We start from the raw sequence: 16,953 nt of genomic DNA on the forward strand, positions 1-16,953 counted from the left end.
TTATTGTAACTTTTTCTAATCTTGAAATTTAAAATCTATATCTTTTGTATTGTTTATTCCATTTAAAATTCTAAATCTATAACCTAAATGATCCTCATTTCTTATTGAAATAAGAGTTTTTTCTATACCTTTTAAATTTCCATAATTAGTCGTAACTACCATATCTTCAATTAAATTATCTCCACTTAAAAATAAAAACTCCTTATTTTTAAGCACAATATACTCATCTATACTCTTTAAACTTTGGTGTTTATCTTCTAAAGTTACTTTATTTAAAAACACTTCATCTTTAGGCTTCTTTGAAGAAAAGGAAATATAAAACCCAGAATTTATATCCTCTAAAGTTTCAAAATCAACCATGTAAATTTCAAAAACATCAAAATTATCTTCAACATTAAAAAACTTTTTCAAAAATCCAGATGAAGTAACCTTTGCAAAATTATCCGATTCATCAAAAGCTAGATAACTTCCATAATCATCTTTTATTTTAAATTCATTATCTCTTCCATCATTTTTTTCAAGAACAAATCTAACTTTATTGTCATTATTTTTATCAAATATTAATTTATTATTTAAAAATCCATAATCAGTATTTAAAGATGTTCCCGTAGCTTTGCTGTATAAATTAAAACTGGTAAGTTCATTATTATATGGACGTATTTCAAATAAAAAATTACTTAAATCACTAACACCTTTATTATAATTAAACTTAATATTTAAATAAGAATCATTGTATAAAGTTTGATTTATAGCTTCAGATGACTTTAAATCAACACTTAAAAATTCATCTGTTTCTTTATTCTTCAAAAGAACTTGTATGTAATTTCCAGAAACTATTTCTTTTTTTATTTCATCATAACTAACTTTTTTAAATAAAGAGGATGTCATATTATTAAATTCAAAAACATGTCCATTTTCAAAATTACTATCCCCTATATAAAAATAATTTTTATTATTTCCTTCATCTCTTTTTAAAAAAACTCTATTTGAAATATCAAAAATTTTATTATCATTTGTTATTACAAATTTACTTCCAATTTCTTTATCAACAAATTTATTTGTTTCTTCGTTATAAGATAAAAATTTATCTTCTTTAAAATCATAAAATCTATATAAACCAATGCTTTTATTAGGAGCAAAAACATAATTTCCATCTCTTAAATCTCTATAAATTCTAAAGTTAATTAAATTCTCATCATCAATTTCTCCTTCATCTTCATAAAGTTTATAAGTTTTCATCATATTTTCATCAAAATATATTTTGTAATTATCAATTAAATTAATTATATCTACAGAATCATCTTCTCTTTTGCTGATTTTAAAAATATTATCTTCATTCGATTCAAACACAAATACTTGATCCTTAAGCTCAATATCATATACATTTGACAAATTATAATTATTTATAACCCTAAGTTCTGAAGAATTTAAAACTCCTATAGTTATAAAAGGATTTCCAAACCTATTATACAAAGTGAAACTAGTATTTTCTTTGAAAAAAGTATCCACATCTTTACTTTCTAAAGAAACCTTCAAATTATTTACAATAGGAATTTTCACATTCTTATTTACATGACCAAAACTATAAATAAAATTTTGGGAATTATCGCTATAATAACTAGTTTCCACTTTAAATTCTTTGTCATAAAAATTTGATATGTAATTTTCAAAATTCAAATATAAAAAATTAGAATCTTTTGAAAAACTAAATCTAAACTCAAAAGAATCAATTTCTATGTTGTAAAAAATATTATCATACCTATTATAGACAGTTATAACTTCCGTTAATTTATTTGTGTTATTTTCACTAAATTCACTAATTGGAATTTTAAAAATACTTTTTCCATCTTTAGTTTCAACAACTTCAAAATCATAATTTAAAAGTGGAGTACCATCTATTATTATTTCATTTAAAATTACATCTCTTAAAACATTTCTATCTTTAACAATAATATTTAAACTTTCATAAGTATTTTTAATTTCATAAATATCTTTAACCCCTTGTGATGAAACCTTATTTAAAGAAGAATTCCACCATTCTAAATAAATTTTTTCAATTAAATTTGTATTTTCTTTTAATTGACTTATGGTTCCATTAGCCATTTTCACATCTTTATCTTTCAAAAAAATTTGAAGAATCCCCACAATTAAAAAGAATATAACTAAAACAAACCCAATTAAAAAATAAATAAACTTCCTTGTCTTTATATAATCCCCCATATATTCCCTCCTAATTTAATTTTACACTAATCAAATATGTTATAAAATATAAAAAAACTGACAATTTACAAGAAAAATCTCATAAACTTGCCAGTTTTAAAAATCTCTATTCAATTTTATCTACATCAAATCCGTAATCACCTATTGCATTAATTATCTCTTCATTAGATTTATCAATTTCTACATTTACAATTTTATTTTCTAAATCAATTTCTATAAAACTTGCACCAATATCTTTTAAAGCATTCTCTATTTTACTTTCACAATGCTTACAGTTCATACCGCTTATAAATATTTTTTTCATAAACTATACTCCTATAAAATCAATTTTGCTTTTTAAATCCGCTATCAGTAACATATCCTTCTATACTCCAAATATTTTCACCTTTAACTTTAGCATTTTCCTGAGCTAAATTCAATATTTCTAAATGTTTAGCACCTTCAAAAACATACGCAACACGTGCCAAGCCCTCACCAACGACATCTTCATTTAACATTTTAAGTTTATCTCCATCATAATACCAAACATAAGCAAGAAGTCTTCCATAGTTATCTCTTTCTTTACCATCCATCTCCAAATAAACATATTCATCATCAGAAAGTCTACGTTCTAAAAATTTTCTAGCTTCACTTGAATAAGGATAACTCCCTCTAAGCTCAGGTGCATCTATAAGAAGTAACCTAACATTTTCAAGTTTACCATCTATTGAAACTTTTATTGTATCTCCATCTATTACTCTATTTAAAGATACCTTTTTTAAATTTCCATTATATCCACTTAAACAAGACAGTAAAATAAAACAGCTAAAAATAATTATAAATAGATTTCTGAATTTAAATTTCAAATTAAACCCTCCAAAATATTTAACTTATTTTTATAAATTTAAGCCTTATTGCATTTAAAATAACCGATACAGAACTAAAACTCATAGCAAGTGCTGCTATCATTGGATTTAATAAACTTCCTCCAAATAAATAAAATACTCCCATAGCAAAAGGAATACCGATTACATTGTACAAAAAAGCCCAAAATAAATTTTGTTTAATATTTCTAATAGTATTTTTTGAAAGTTTGAAAAACTTTGGTATATCAAACAAGTCATTTTTCATTAAAATAACTGATGCAGATTCTATAGCAATATCAGTACCAGATCCTATAGCAATTCCTATATGTGCATTCATAAGAGCTGGGGCATCATTTATACCATCTCCTACCATACAAACCTTATATCCAATATCTTTTAATTTACTTACTTCTAAAGATTTATCCTTAGGTAAAACCTCAGCTATAACTTCTTCTATTCCAACTTCTTTTCCAATACTTAAAGCAGTTTTTTTATTATCTCCAGTAAGCATTAAAACCTTTATTCCCATTGATTTTAATTTTTCTATAGCTTTCTTAGAGTTTTCTTTAACAGTATCTGCAACTGCTATAATTCCACCAAATTTATTATCCACAACCATATACATTGGCGTTTTACCTGAATTAGCGAGAATATCACTTACATTTTTAAACTCTCCGATGTTTATATTATTCTCATCTAAAAGTTTTTTATTACCAAGTAATATTCTTTTAAAATTTACTGAAGCTGAAACACCCATTCCTTCTATATTTTTAAAATCTTCAATTTCAAAAATATCTACTTTTTTCTCAATACCATACTCTAAAATAGCTTCTCCTAAAGGGTGCTCAGATCCCTTTTCAATACTAACTGCATAACTTAAAAATTCTTTTTCATCATTAAACACATCACTATTTATAAGTAAATCCGTAACTTTAGGCTTTCCCTCAGTTATAGTTCCTGTTTTATCTAAAACAACAACATTAGTTTTATGAGCAATCTCAAGAGCTTCTCCTGATTTTATAAGTATACCATTTTCTGCTCCAAGTCCTGTTGAAACCATAATAGACGTTGGTGTTGCAAGACCTAAAGCACATGGACACGCTATAACAAGTACAGACACAAAAATAGTAAATGCAAATTCAAAATCTCTTCTATAAAATATCCAAAACAAAAATGAAACAATTGCTATAAAAATTATTGTTGGAACAAAATAATAAGATACCTTATCTGCAAGCTTTGCAATTTTAGATTTTGAATTTTGAGCTTCTTCAACAAGTTTAATTATTTGAGATAACATTGTATCTTCACCGATTTTTGTTGAAACATATTTTACAAATCCGTTTTTATTTATACTAGCACCTATTACTTTATCATTTATTTTCTTTGAAATAGGAATACTCTCACCTGTAATCATAGATTCATCTACCAAACAAGAACCATAAATTATTTCACCATCTACAGGAAATTTCTCCCCAGACTTTACAATTAAAATATCTCCAACCTTAACATCTTCAATTTTAATCTCCACCTCAACTCCATCACGTTCAACTAGTGCTGTCTTAGGTGAAAGACCTATTAATTTTTTTATAGAATTAGATGTTTTTCCTTTAGTAACCTCTTCTAAATATTTTCCAAGTGTAATTAAAGTAAGTATAGTGGCTGAAGATTCATAATAAAGATTCATGGCTGAAGCATGATTTCCACTAATAACTTTTACACTTTCATAAAGAGAATATAAAAACGCAGAAATAGTCCCAATAGTAATCAATGAATCCATATTGGGTTTAAAATTTATTAAACTTTTTATTCCCTTTTTAAAAAAAGGAGTACCTACAATTAAAACTGGTATAACTAATATAAACTGAGCTATAGTAAAATTCAGTGGATTTTTTTCATGATTTAAAAAATCAACAACCTCATATGAAAACATATGTCCCATGGATATATATAAAAGTGGAACAGTGAAAATAAGTGAAATTATAAATCTAATCAATATTTTTTTTGTATGAATATTTTTATCTAAATAACTACTACTTTGTGATTTATCAATTCCATATCCAAGTTTTAAAATTATTTCCTCTATTTGATCAAGTAAAATAATATTTTCATCAAATTCTACAGTTAACCTTTCTGTTGAAAGATTAACCATAGCACTTTTAATTCCTTTCTTCCTTGAAATTGCTTTTTCAATAGATGAAGAACATGCAGCACATGTCATTCCCGTAATTTTTAAATTCTTCTTCATATAATTTCCCCTATGAAAACAATTTTCTTATAATTATAAATTTTTAATTTGATTCACATCCCTATCATAAATTAAATTAAATTCCTTTAATTTTTCATAAAATTCATTTACTTCTATAGAAAAATAAGAACACAAATCTTCTATATCACTAAAAGAATCTCTAAGTTTCATATTAACTATACTTAAAAACATATTTTTATCCATTTTTAATAAATCCATAAAACACCTCACAAAAAATTTAACTTCCTTAAAAAATTTAAGAAAGTTAAAAAATTAAATCATTTAAAATTTTAAAGTTAAATAGTAGCCTCTTCAACTACTATATTATTTGAGGATTCTTCCTGTACATTTTCATCTGAATCATCAGCACAATCAAAATCACATTCTGCATTTCTTTTCTTATCTAAAATAATAACTGTAGCCACTAATGATAAAGTCAAAGCCAATAAACCTAATTTGTATAACTTCATAAAATCACCTCAAAACTTCTAAACTTTTTATTTAATTATACCACAACTAAATACATATTAATATAAATTAATAAATTTAAATTTAATATTCCCTTATATATCCTAAAACCTTACCCAAAACAATAACATCATCATCCATACGTATTTCTTTAAATATATTTTCACTTGAAATGAATTTAAATTTATTTTCATCTTCAATAAATTTTCTAGCATAAATATATCCATTCTTTAAAATTACAACAACATCACTATTTTCTATATTAGAGCTCCTATCAATCAAAACAATATCTCCTCTAAATAAATCATATCTTCCCATACCCTCATCATCTATTTCTACAAAACACAAATCCTCTTTATAATTCATCCATTGTTTAAAAACTTTGACAAAACCTTTAATATTTAACTCTCTATTTAACAAACAAACATCTAAACTTTCATTTGTCACATTATGTAAAAATGTACCTTTATCTATATACAAATTTCTACATTTTGTGTAATAACCATTTATTTTCTTCGTACAAAAATCTACATATTCTTTATAAGTATAATTTAGATACTTAATATCTGGGGTCATACTTATTTGAGTAAACTCATCTCTATCTCCATTATCTATTACATATCTAAATTTAAATACTCCCTCACGTACACCTATTAATTTTCTTGAACATTCCAGTATACTTAAAACATTTTCAATATTATCAATTGAATTTTGTATAAAATAAACTTTGGAATAAGAACAATTTTTAAAAAGTGAAAACACGTATGTTATCTTATTTTCATCCATTTTTTCAATATTATCAATTATCACATGAGCATAAACCTTGTCCATTTTTAATGAAACAAGATCTTCATATGATAAAACATGAACTTCAATATCATCTGATGGGATTATTGATTTATATAAATCACTTCTATTTATGTAATTAAAAATATCTGCAACATTTCCACACTCTTCTTTTGATGTTAAAAATAATATTTTATCTTCTTTTTCGAAACAATAGTTTCTTTTTAAGTATAAAGTTTTAAATATTATCGAAATTGTTTTTCCTGAATTTCTGTGTCCTTTAACTAAACAAAATTTATCATTTTTATGTTTAACAAATGTATCCTGCGTATTATTTAAAAACATATCTAAAGAAACTACTACCATATGTCATCCCTTCCAAGTTTTAATCATCTTTTGTTATTCTAAGTATTTTATAAGTATTATAATATATATTTATAAAAAAGTATATTTTAATATTTCATTTTTTGACAAATTTAAATAAATTTTCGCAAATTTTAACATAAAAAGGAAGTGTTTTATCAAACACTTCCTAAATATCTTTTATATCTAAAAATGAAATTATACTTTTAAATATTGCTTGTGAAATATTTTTTTGATACTCTTCATTAATAAGATTTTTAAGTTCTTCATTATTGGTTATAAATCCACATTCTATAAGAGTTGAAGGAACTATATTCTCACGTAAAACAACAAAATTTGAATTTTTTATACCTCTATCAAAAGCGTTTGTTTCACTTATTAAATTTTTCTGTATAAATTCACACAATTCTTTACTAAAATTTTCCTTTAAGTAATAATACGTTTCAATACCATTAACTTTTTCATTATCAAAAGCATTTTGATGTATTGATAAGAATATATCTCCTCCTAAAAATGAGCATAATTTTACTCTATCACTTAAATCAATTTTTATATCATTTACACGTGTATTTTTAACCTTAACTTTTTCAACATTTCCTAATAGTTCACTAATATAGTTACATATAGATAAATTTATATCCTTCTCTAAAATTCCATCAAAACTTTTAGCTCCAAGCTCTTCTCCACCATGTCCAGCATCTAAAACAACAACATATTCATTTTTAACCTCAAAATTTAAATAGGATTTTAAAATATTTTCTCTATCTTTATCTTTAGATATGAACACATTTAATTTATAAATTCCCTCTTTTTCTGGAATAAAGGAGTATAAATTTTCATTTCCAAATTCACTTTCTAATAAAAACTCTCCATCTCTTTCAAGCAAAAATTTAATCTCATTATTTTTACTATATGAATTTACCATAAATTGAATTTCATCATTAATAACTCTAGGTTTATCAACTAAAAATTTCTCTTCAATAAGTCCAAAATCATCATTTAAAATAAATGCTGAAACTATTTTGCTTTCAATAGAATTATAATTTAATTTTGTAACAGCATAAACACCATTATCTTTTTTAACATTTAACTTAGTTAATTTACCACCACTAGGTAATATATCTTCTATGTATTTTCCATTTTCAAAATTTAAATCATCATATGGAAACTTATATACAACAAAACTTTTTGTATTTTCAAACCCTTCATCTAAAACACTAAATTCTATATTTTCTCCAACAATCTTTGGAGTAACTTCAACATTTGTAGCAGTATAATAACTATCAAAAGATTTAAACCTTGGAATCAAAGCTTTTTCACTTAATAAATGTTTAATTTCATTATTATTTTCAAATTCCTTAAGTACAAACCCATTTATAAAAAAATTATCTCTAACTTCATTTAAAATATTTAAAATATTTTTATTTCCTTGGACAAAAACATCAACTAAATGTATTCTAAGTTTCTTTTCCCACCAAGAAATAATATCTTTTATATTATCTTCTTCTACTATACTATCATCAATTTTAACAACAATATAATTAACATACCCCATTTTACTTATATTTAAAGAATCAAAAGAACCCCTATCATAATCAGAATATCCATCATAATTTAATCCATTTGAATCATTGTGAATAGTCCTCCAAATGTAATTAACACCAACTCCAAACTTCAATTCATTTTTATAACTTTTAAATTTTTCTCCTAAAATTTTCATAAAATCATTTATATTTTGGCGTCTCCAACTATCTTTTGAAAGTTTATCTTCATTGTATTTAGCATAACTGTATGAATCATTAAAAACATATCTATTAATATTTTCAGGATAAATAGTATCATTTAAATAAACACCATCAAACTTAAACTTATTAGATAAATTCACTATTAAATTAATAAAATAATCTCTAACCTCATGTACCCCTGGATCTAAATAATACTTATCATTAAATTTTACAATCCACTCTCTATTATTTTTTATAAATGATTTCTCTGGAAGAGCAGTTAAATACGCTTCTATATTTTCATTTTCTATATTTTTTAAAGAAAAATCAAAAAAAGATGCATGTATATCTAAACATCTTTTTAAACCTTCTTTAACAATAAAATTTAACATATTTTCTTCTCTATTGTTAAATTTTTCAGTGATATGTAAATCAATAAATTTTGATAAATCAATAAATACAGTATTAAAACCGTTATTTTTAAATTCATCATAAGAAGTTGTTATATAATTCTTAAATTTAACTAAATCAAATTCATCTAAATAAAAATCAAATTCATCTAAACTAAGAATTGCTCCTCTCATTTCATACTTAATTTCTTTAGTTAAAACTTCATAAGAATAGAACAATACGTGAGAAAATGTACACAAAAAAAATAAAAGTAGCTTAAAAATTTTTTTCAAACAAACCACCTACAAAAGAAATTAATCTTATATATGTTTTGCATTTTGAAAAAAACTATACTTCCAAATAAAAGCTACTTTTATAAAATTTTACTTATTTTAATTTGAAAGAACTCTTAAGAGATGCTATTCTATTAAAAACTAATTTATCTTGGGTTGTATATTTAGGATCAACTGAAAAATATCCATGTCTAAATATTTGATATTTATCAAATCCCTTACTTCCTTTAGCATTATCTTCTATAAATCCCTCACAAATCCTTAAAGAATTCTCATTTATATTTTTAAGAAAATCAGAGTCACTGCTCCCATCTAAAATAAGAGGTTCAAATAATCTAAACTGAGCAGGTATTGAAGAAGAAGAATCAACAAAATGTATTGTTCCTTTAACCTTTCTTCCTGAAAAACCACTTCCACTTTTAGTTTCAGGATCATAAGTACAATGAAGCTCAATTACTTTTCCATTTTCATCTTTTATAACCTCATTACACTTTATAAAATAAGCTCCCTTAAGCCTTACTTCATTTCCTTTAAAGAGTCTAAAATATTTAGGAGGTGGATTTTCCATAAAATCATCTCTATCTATATAAATATATTTTGAAAAAGTTATTCTCCTAGTTCCCATAGATTCATCATCTTTATTATTTTCAATAAATAACTCTTCAACTTTTCCCTCTTCATAATTAGTTATAACAACTTTTATAGGATCAATTACTGCCATAATTCTCTTACATTTTGGATTTAAATCCTCTCTTAAAAAGTGCTCAAGCATTTGATAATCAACTAAACTATTTGCTTTAGCAACCCCAATAGCACGGCAAAAATTTCTAATAGATTCTGGTGTAAACCCTCTTCTCCTAAATCCAGCAATAGTTGGCATACGCGGATCATCCCAACCATCTACAATATTTTCATCAACTAAAGCCTTAAGCTTTCTTTTACTCATAACAGTATTTGTTAAATTAAGTCTCGCAAACTCAATTTGTCTCGGAACATTTTCCATTTCACACTCACGAACAAACCAATCATAAAGAGGTCTATGATCCTCAAACTCAAGAGTACAAATAGAATGAGTAATTCCTTCTATTGCGTCTTCTAATGGATGAGCAAAATCATACATTGGATAAACGCACCATTTTTCTCCTGTGTTATGGTGTGGAGTGTGAGAAATTCTATAAATAACGGGATCTCTCATATTCATATTACTAGAAGACATATCAATTTTAGCTCTTAATACCTTTTCCCCATCTTTAAACTCTCCATTTTTCATACGAGTAAATAAATCTATATTTTCCTCAACACTTCTATTTCTATATGGAGATTCAACTCCAGGCTCTTGAAGATTCCCCCTAAACTTTTTAATTTCTTCTCCTGTTAAATCACAAACAAAAGATAATCCCTTTTTAATAAGAAACATTGCCTTTTCATACATAATTTCAAAATAATCAGATGCAAATATAACCTTATCCCACTTATATCCAAGCCACTTTACATCTTCCTCAATTGAATTAACATATTCCACATCTTCTTTTAAAGGATTTGTATCATCAAATCTTAAATTTGTTTTTCCTCCAAACTCCTCAGCTAAAGAAAAATTTATTTCAAGAGATTTAGCATGACCAATATGTAAATACCCATTAGGTTCTGGTGGAAACCTTGTTATTATAGTTTCATATTTTTTATTCTTTAGATCATCAATAATAATATTACGAATAAAATTCGATGTTTTAAATTCACTTTCCATAAAAAACCTTCCTTAACCTTATATTTTATTTTACTATAGCATATTTAAATATTTTAGTGTACACTCTTTAATATTCCCTATTTAAAAAGCTTTTAAAAGGAGGTCAATTTGGTAAAAAAATTTACATTAACAGAGATAATAAATTTATCCCTATCAATTATAATTCTGATTTTAGCTTTTTTTACTCCAAATAAAAATTTATATTATGGAGGAGTATCTTTTTTAATTGCAGAAATACTTAGCATACTTTTTGTTAGAGTACTTCCTCTTCCTTTCACATCATTTGAAGTAACTATATTACAATTTCAAATTTTTATATCAATTTTTTTAGGGACAACCTTAAACTTTTATGGATTAATATCTGAATTTGATTTTCTCCTACACATATCCTTTGGAGTTGTAGCATCTGTTTTATCCATACCATTTATAAAATTCTTCATAAATAAATTAAATCTAGATATAAATAAAACACAAATATTATTTATAATTTTTATAATTTTTTGTTTCTCAACAACTTGTGGTACACTTTGGGAAATTTACGAATTTTCCGTAGATAAATTATTGGGATTAAATACTCAAAATAATAGTCTGTTAGATACAATGTCAGATATTATAGCAAATACCATAGGAACACTTTCCTTTTGCATTATATATTCATATAAACACAAAAAACAGGCCAAATAATGCCTGTTTTTACTTTTTTTGGTAACTTAAAAACAAATTATATATAAACTCCAAATTATCCTTATCATTAAATTCATAAGAATTTGTAAAAAGTATTATTGACATAAACAAGGATAATGCTATTCTTCTTCCTATGTTCTTATAATCATCGTTTATAAAATTTACAATATGTCTTGCTACATCATTTACTATTTTATCATACAAATTATTTACGTTATTTGCTTTCTCAATTGGTATACTCTTAAATGTTAAACCAAATCCCTTATTGTTCCTAATATAATAATAAATCTCTTCTATAAATTCACCTAACACCTTCTTACGTTTCAGTGTTTTAAAAAACAAATTCCAACTATCACTTATAATTTCACAAAATATTTCTTCCTTATTTTCATAGTAATTATAAAAGGTTCCTACTGCCATTTTACATTCATAAGCAATAGTCTTTATATCAACCCCCGAGTAACCATTTACAAGAAATAAACTTTTAACTCTTTCATAAATTTCTTTTTTGTCGCACAAAACCGATTTAGGCATCCACATTTTGAAACTATTCAAATTTAAAAATTTAAATAGCTATCTCCTTTCTCAAAAAATGAATTTATCCTCAATTTCTTTACCTCAAAAAAATTATAACTTAATAAATATTAAATTAAAAAACATAATTTAATCTACATATTAAATTACAATCTGGTAAAAATAAATCTCAAATACTATACTATTATATAATTATTTTAGTGTTTTAGAAATAACTTTACCAATTTTTAAAACTTTTAATACACTTAACATTTATACAATTTGTTAAATTAACAAAATTTATAAAAATATATAAAGTTTTTAATAAATATCTTTTATATAAAGTTGAATATCTATTTCACTTATGATAAATTCAATTTGTACTTAAAGTACTTAAACTTTTTAAATTTATATTTAAAGGAGATATTTTTATGGAAAGAATTGTTGGACTTAAAGCTCCTGATTTTAAAATGACTGCAATATCAGGAGACGGTTCTAAAGAATTAACTGTTTCTTTAAAAGATTATTCTAGAAAATGGCTTGTATTATTTTTCTACCCACTAGACTTCACTTTTGTTTGACCTACTGAAATAAGAGCCTTCAGTGAAAGGTACGATGAAATTAAAGAATGTGGAGCTGAAGTTTTAGGAGTAAGTATAGACTCTCACTTTACTCACGGAGCTTGGATTAAAAATGGTCTTGGCGAATTAAAATTTCCACTAGCTTCTGACTTAACTCACGAAGTTTCTAAAAACTACGGAGTTTATATCGAAGATTTTGGAGCTGCTCAGAGAGGAATATTTATAATTGATGATGAATCTATCATAAGATATGTATCTATTTCAGATCTAGGCGCTGGTAGAGATGTTGACGCTGTTGTTAATATTTTAAAAGCTGCTCAACAAGCTAAAGCTGGAAAATTAGTTCCTGCTAACTGGAAAGAAGGAAATTCTTTCTTAAACTAAAAAACAAAAAAGAGATGAATTTTAAATTCATCTCTTTTTTTAAAATGTTTATTCATACTCATCTAAATAAGAAATTTTTTCTCCATCTTTTACCCAACCAAGTATACTATCCATATTTACATTTTGAGCCGCCGAAAAAATAGATTTATCTACATGTTTATAATTTTTCTTCATACTAGAAATTAAATCTTTTATTTCATATCTTTTATTTCCAATTCTTTTCGCCGCAACCATACAAGCACAATTTAAAGCTAATATACCAGAATTTTTTATAAATGTAATAATAGATTGCTCTTCTATAAAATACATCGGTCTTATAAGCTCTATATTATCAAAATTATCTGATCTAAGCTTTGGAAGCATTGTTTTAAAATTTCCTGAGTAAAAAACATTTAAAAGTGTTGTCTCAATTACATCATTAAAATGATGCCCTAAAGCTAACTTATTACATCCAAGTTCTCTTGCTTTTGCATACAAAAAACCTCTCCTCATACGTGCACACATATAACATGGATACTCTCTAGCAATTTTATCTACAACTAAAAACACATCTGACTCAAATATTTTTACAGGTATATTCAAATGAGCACAATTATCCTCCAATAATTTACGTATATGTTTATGATATCCTGGATCCATTGCAATAAATTCAAGTTCAAAATTATTTCTTCCATGTCTTTTTAACTCTTGAAATAATTTAGCAAGAAGAAGAGAATCTTTTCCACCTGAAATAGCAATTCCAATTTTATCTCCATCATTAACTAAATTATATTCATTTATTGCTTTAGTAAATTTTGTCCAAATCCTCTTTCTATATTTTTTTATTATACTATTTTCAATCTCTTCTAAAGATTTTCTTTCCCCTTCCGGAATATGAGATTCACAATGAGAAGCAATTGTATTTCTATCGCTCATAATAAATTTCTCCTTATGTGGAATACACAAAATAATTTAAATTTATATATTAAAAAATAAATTTATTAATTTTAATTTTAAATACTTTATTTTTTTATATTGACTACGAAATAAATTTATTATATATTTTAAGTCAGATATATTGCAAGTCAAAGTTTAATATACTATACTTCAAATTGATTTTCACAAGTCATTATTATATTTAATTAGAATTAGTTAAATATTGTAGTGACTTGAATTTTTGTGTTATAGAGTTTAATTATACTAAACTTTATATATTTATTAAGTAAACTTTTATTGTTTTAAGGGAGGGTGTGAAGTGCATACTATTAATGCATTAGGTCGTCATATTTTAGTTGAATACTATAACTGTAACAGTGAACTTTTAAAAGATCCAAAATTTATAGAAACTCATATGAAAGAAGCTGCTATTAAAATGGGAGCGACAATCGTTGAAAGTTGCTTTCATCATTTTAACCCTTACGGCGTAAGCGGTGCTGTTATCATATCTGAATCTCATTTAACTATTCATACATGGCCTGAATATGGTTACGCTGCTGTTGACCTATTTACTTGTGGAACTATTGACCCTTGGGTTGGGTTTGATTATCTAGAAGAAAAACTTGATGCTGACCTTAGCGAATCAACAGAAATTCCAAGAGGACTTACTCAAAAAATTGCAAAACATGGAAAATTTGATATAAAAACTATTTATCATAAACCTAACGATTAAAATACTGGAGGACAATAATGAACTGGTTTACAGAAAAATATGATGAAAATGTTAAAATTTCATACAAAGTAGATAAACACTTATTTCATACTCAAAGTAAATTTCAAACAATAGATGTATATAATAACGATTTATTTGGAAATTATCTAGTAATAGACGATATAATGATGGTAACAGAAAAAGATGAGTTCATATACCACGAAATGATAACTCACGTCCCAATGGCATGTAATCCTAATATTAAAGATGTATTAGTTATAGGAGCTGGAGATGGAGGTACTGTTCGTGAACTTTGTAGATATGAATCAATAAACTCAATAACAATGGTTGAAATAGATGAAGAAGTTGTTAATGCATCAATAAAATTTCTTCCAACAATATCTAAATCTCTTAAAACAGATTCAAGAGTAAATCTTTTATTTAAAGATGGTATTGATTTTGTTAAAAATTCTTCTAATAACTCTTACGATTTAATAATAGTTGATTCAACTGATCCTATAGGACCAGGAGAAGGATTATTTAGTATAGAATTTTATGAAAATTGTTATAGAATCTTAAGAGAAAACGGTATTCTTGTTAACCAAAGTGAAAGTCCTTATTATCCATTTAATATAAAAGAATTAAAAAGATCTTGTAATAAGATAAATAAAATATTTCCTATTTTAAATTATTATCAAGCTTTTATTCCAACATATCCTTCTGGACATTGGCTATTTGGATTTGCATCTAAATCAGTTAATCCTCTAAATGAAAATATAGATAATTGGAATAAAAACAATATAGACACCAAATATTATAATACAGAACTTCATAGAGGAAGTTTTGCTCTTCCTAATTATGTTAAAGAAATTATAAAATCTTCAAAAATATAGCCAAAGGGAATTAAATTTAATTCCCTTTGGCTATTAAAATTTAAACTCACCTAAAGAAACACCTTCAAGATTAAAAACTTTCAAACAATCATTTGTAAAAATAAATATATTATTTTTATGTAATTTTATATAATCAATATCTATATAATCAACTACCTTAAATTCTTTATTATTATCAATTACAAATTTCAAGTCTATACCCGCTTCATCATTAACATCAAAAACATATACTCCATTAAATAATTTTTCATAATTTAAAATAAAATTACTATAAAAATTATGACTAACTTCCATAGCACTATTTATATCAACATCATTATTATAATTATTAATATCTAATGGAAGAACTAATATATTTTTATCTCTTAAATATAAAAGTTTGCTTTCATCCATAAATGAAGGTGAATAAACTTGCTTACCTTTAATTAAATATTCATCAAATATTTTAGGATTAACTTTATCACAAACATCTATTAACATAACCTTAATTCCTATATTTTTAATAATTTCATACACTTTATCACTTTGTAAATTCTTATATGTATCTCCTCTATTTTCACTTCCTATAGCAAGAAATTTATTATCACTTAATTTATAAATATTATTAATAGAAGAAGATAACTTTAATTTTCCAACTTCTTTAAATTCATTACTTTTTAAATCGTAAATATAAAAATACCCATTTTTAAAAAAACCAGATGCATAACACATATCTCCATCAAAATAAACGTTATTTATATTCTCATTTTCAAATATTCCATCTATAGAATTTATAAGTTTTAAATCCTCATCAAAAAAATAAATCTTATTTCTATCATTATCACAAGAAACTAAAATTCTCAAATTATCCATATGTTCATTCATAAATTTTTCATTCAAAATATTACCATCAAAAGATATTTTATCAACATAAGTCAAAATATCTTTATCAACATGAAATTTATGTAATGTTGTAAACTTTTTATCTATCATATCCTCATTGCAAACAATATATAAATCATCAAAAGACAAATGCATAAAATTAATTTTAGTTCCATTAAATTCTTGCATTTTAGGATAAATTCTATCTTTATTTAAATCTACAGAAACTACACTTATTTTATTTTCTTCTTCCTGAACTAATAAATGTATAATCCCATCCTTTTCTTTAAATAAATAATAATTCCCATCAATTGAAAATTCATTTATTTTAA

Annotated in this window: 16 protein-coding genes; 4 read left to right on the plus strand and 12 right to left on the minus strand. The window is 24.7% G+C overall.

The window, feature by feature from the left end; all coding sequences use genetic code 11:
• Positions 1-15 precede the first annotated feature (15 nt).
• The 9 genes from A6P36_RS05460 to A6P36_RS05495 form a co-directional block, all read right to left on the minus strand.
• A complete protein-coding gene (locus A6P36_RS05460; RefSeq protein ID WP_066761769.1) occupies positions 16-2,220 on the minus strand; it encodes a molybdenum ABC transporter substrate-binding protein in 2,205 nt (734 codons plus the stop codon).
• Between the two features lie 106 nt (positions 2,221-2,326).
• On the minus strand, positions 2,327-2,524 hold the full coding sequence (locus A6P36_RS05465; protein ID WP_066761771.1) for a heavy-metal-associated domain-containing protein: 198 nt from the start codon (positions 2,522-2,524) through the stop codon (positions 2,327-2,329).
• A gap of 19 nt (positions 2,525-2,543) precedes the next feature.
• The gene (locus A6P36_RS05470) at positions 2,544-3,065 is read right to left on the minus strand and encodes a thermonuclease family protein (protein ID WP_066761773.1); all 522 of its coding nucleotides are present in this window, start codon (positions 3,063-3,065) and stop codon (positions 2,544-2,546) included.
• Positions 3,066-3,084: 19 nt separating this feature from the next.
• Positions 3,085-5,310, minus strand: coding sequence for a heavy metal translocating P-type ATPase (locus A6P36_RS05475; protein WP_066761777.1), 2,226 nt, complete (start codon positions 5,308-5,310; stop codon positions 3,085-3,087).
• Positions 5,311-5,343: 33 nt separating this feature from the next.
• Positions 5,344-5,529: a DUF4250 domain-containing protein gene (locus A6P36_RS05480; protein WP_066761778.1), complete on the minus strand. Its 186-nt coding sequence runs from the start codon at positions 5,527-5,529 to the stop codon at positions 5,344-5,346.
• 77 nt (positions 5,530-5,606) lie between these two features.
• A complete protein-coding gene (locus A6P36_RS08115) occupies positions 5,607-5,780 on the minus strand; it encodes a hypothetical protein (RefSeq protein ID WP_156507984.1) in 174 nt (57 codons plus the stop codon).
• Between the two features lie 82 nt (positions 5,781-5,862).
• Positions 5,863-6,930, minus strand: coding sequence for a S24 family peptidase (locus A6P36_RS05485; protein WP_066761779.1), 1,068 nt, complete (start codon positions 6,928-6,930; stop codon positions 5,863-5,865).
• A 166-nt stretch (positions 6,931-7,096) separates the two neighbouring features.
• Positions 7,097-9,334 (minus strand): N-acetylmuramoyl-L-alanine amidase, encoded by a 2,238-nt coding sequence (locus A6P36_RS05490; RefSeq protein ID WP_066761780.1) that lies wholly within the window; start codon positions 9,332-9,334, stop codon positions 7,097-7,099.
• Positions 9,335-9,428: 94 nt separating this feature from the next.
• Positions 9,429-11,078, minus strand: a complete 1,650-nt coding sequence (locus tag A6P36_RS05495) for a glutamine--tRNA ligase/YqeY domain fusion protein (protein ID WP_066761782.1) — start codon at positions 11,076-11,078, stop codon at positions 9,429-9,431.
• A gap of 108 nt (positions 11,079-11,186) precedes the next feature.
• Here A6P36_RS05495 and A6P36_RS05500 point away from each other — a divergent pair, with 108 nt between their 5' ends.
• Positions 11,187-11,762, plus strand: a complete 576-nt coding sequence (locus A6P36_RS05500) for a hypothetical protein (protein ID WP_066761784.1) — start codon at positions 11,187-11,189, stop codon at positions 11,760-11,762.
• 9 nt (positions 11,763-11,771) lie between these two features.
• On the opposite strand, the gene A6P36_RS05505 is transcribed toward A6P36_RS05500, so the two are convergent.
• Positions 11,772-12,296 carry a TetR/AcrR family transcriptional regulator gene (locus A6P36_RS05505; protein ID WP_066761792.1) on the minus strand — a complete coding sequence of 175 codons (525 nt, stop codon included), beginning with the start codon at positions 12,294-12,296 and terminating at the stop codon, positions 11,772-11,774.
• 410 nt (positions 12,297-12,706) lie between these two features.
• Between A6P36_RS05505 and A6P36_RS05510 the strand changes: the two genes are divergently transcribed.
• Positions 12,707-13,240 (plus strand): peroxiredoxin, encoded by a 534-nt coding sequence (locus A6P36_RS05510; RefSeq protein ID WP_082917629.1) that lies wholly within the window; start codon positions 12,707-12,709, stop codon positions 13,238-13,240.
• 48 nt (positions 13,241-13,288) lie between these two features.
• On the opposite strand, the gene A6P36_RS05515 is transcribed toward A6P36_RS05510, so the two are convergent.
• The gene (locus tag A6P36_RS05515; protein WP_066761786.1) at positions 13,289-14,155 is read right to left on the minus strand and encodes a tRNA 2-thiocytidine biosynthesis TtcA family protein; all 867 of its coding nucleotides are present in this window, start codon (positions 14,153-14,155) and stop codon (positions 13,289-13,291) included.
• 328 nt (positions 14,156-14,483) lie between these two features.
• On the opposite strand from A6P36_RS05515, the gene speD reads away from it, so the two are divergent.
• Both speD and speE read left to right on the plus strand, forming a co-directional pair.
• Entirely contained in the window at positions 14,484-14,888 is a 405-nt protein-coding gene (gene speD, locus A6P36_RS05520) for an adenosylmethionine decarboxylase (RefSeq protein WP_304438766.1), read from the plus strand.
• Between the two features lie 17 nt (positions 14,889-14,905).
• On the plus strand, positions 14,906-15,760 hold the full coding sequence (speE, locus tag A6P36_RS05525) for a polyamine aminopropyltransferase (RefSeq protein WP_066761790.1): 855 nt from the start codon (positions 14,906-14,908) through the stop codon (positions 15,758-15,760).
• 33 nt (positions 15,761-15,793) lie between these two features.
• Here speE and A6P36_RS05530 read toward each other — a convergent pair.
• On the minus strand, positions 15,794-16,953 hold a 1,160-nt coding region (locus A6P36_RS05530), incomplete at its 5' end, for a beta-propeller domain-containing protein (protein WP_156507985.1).

Source organism: Candidatus Arthromitus sp. SFB-turkey (genome assembly GCF_001655775.1).
GTDB classification, from domain to species: domain Bacteria; phylum Bacillota; class Clostridia; order Clostridiales; family Clostridiaceae; genus Dwaynesavagella; species Dwaynesavagella gallinarum.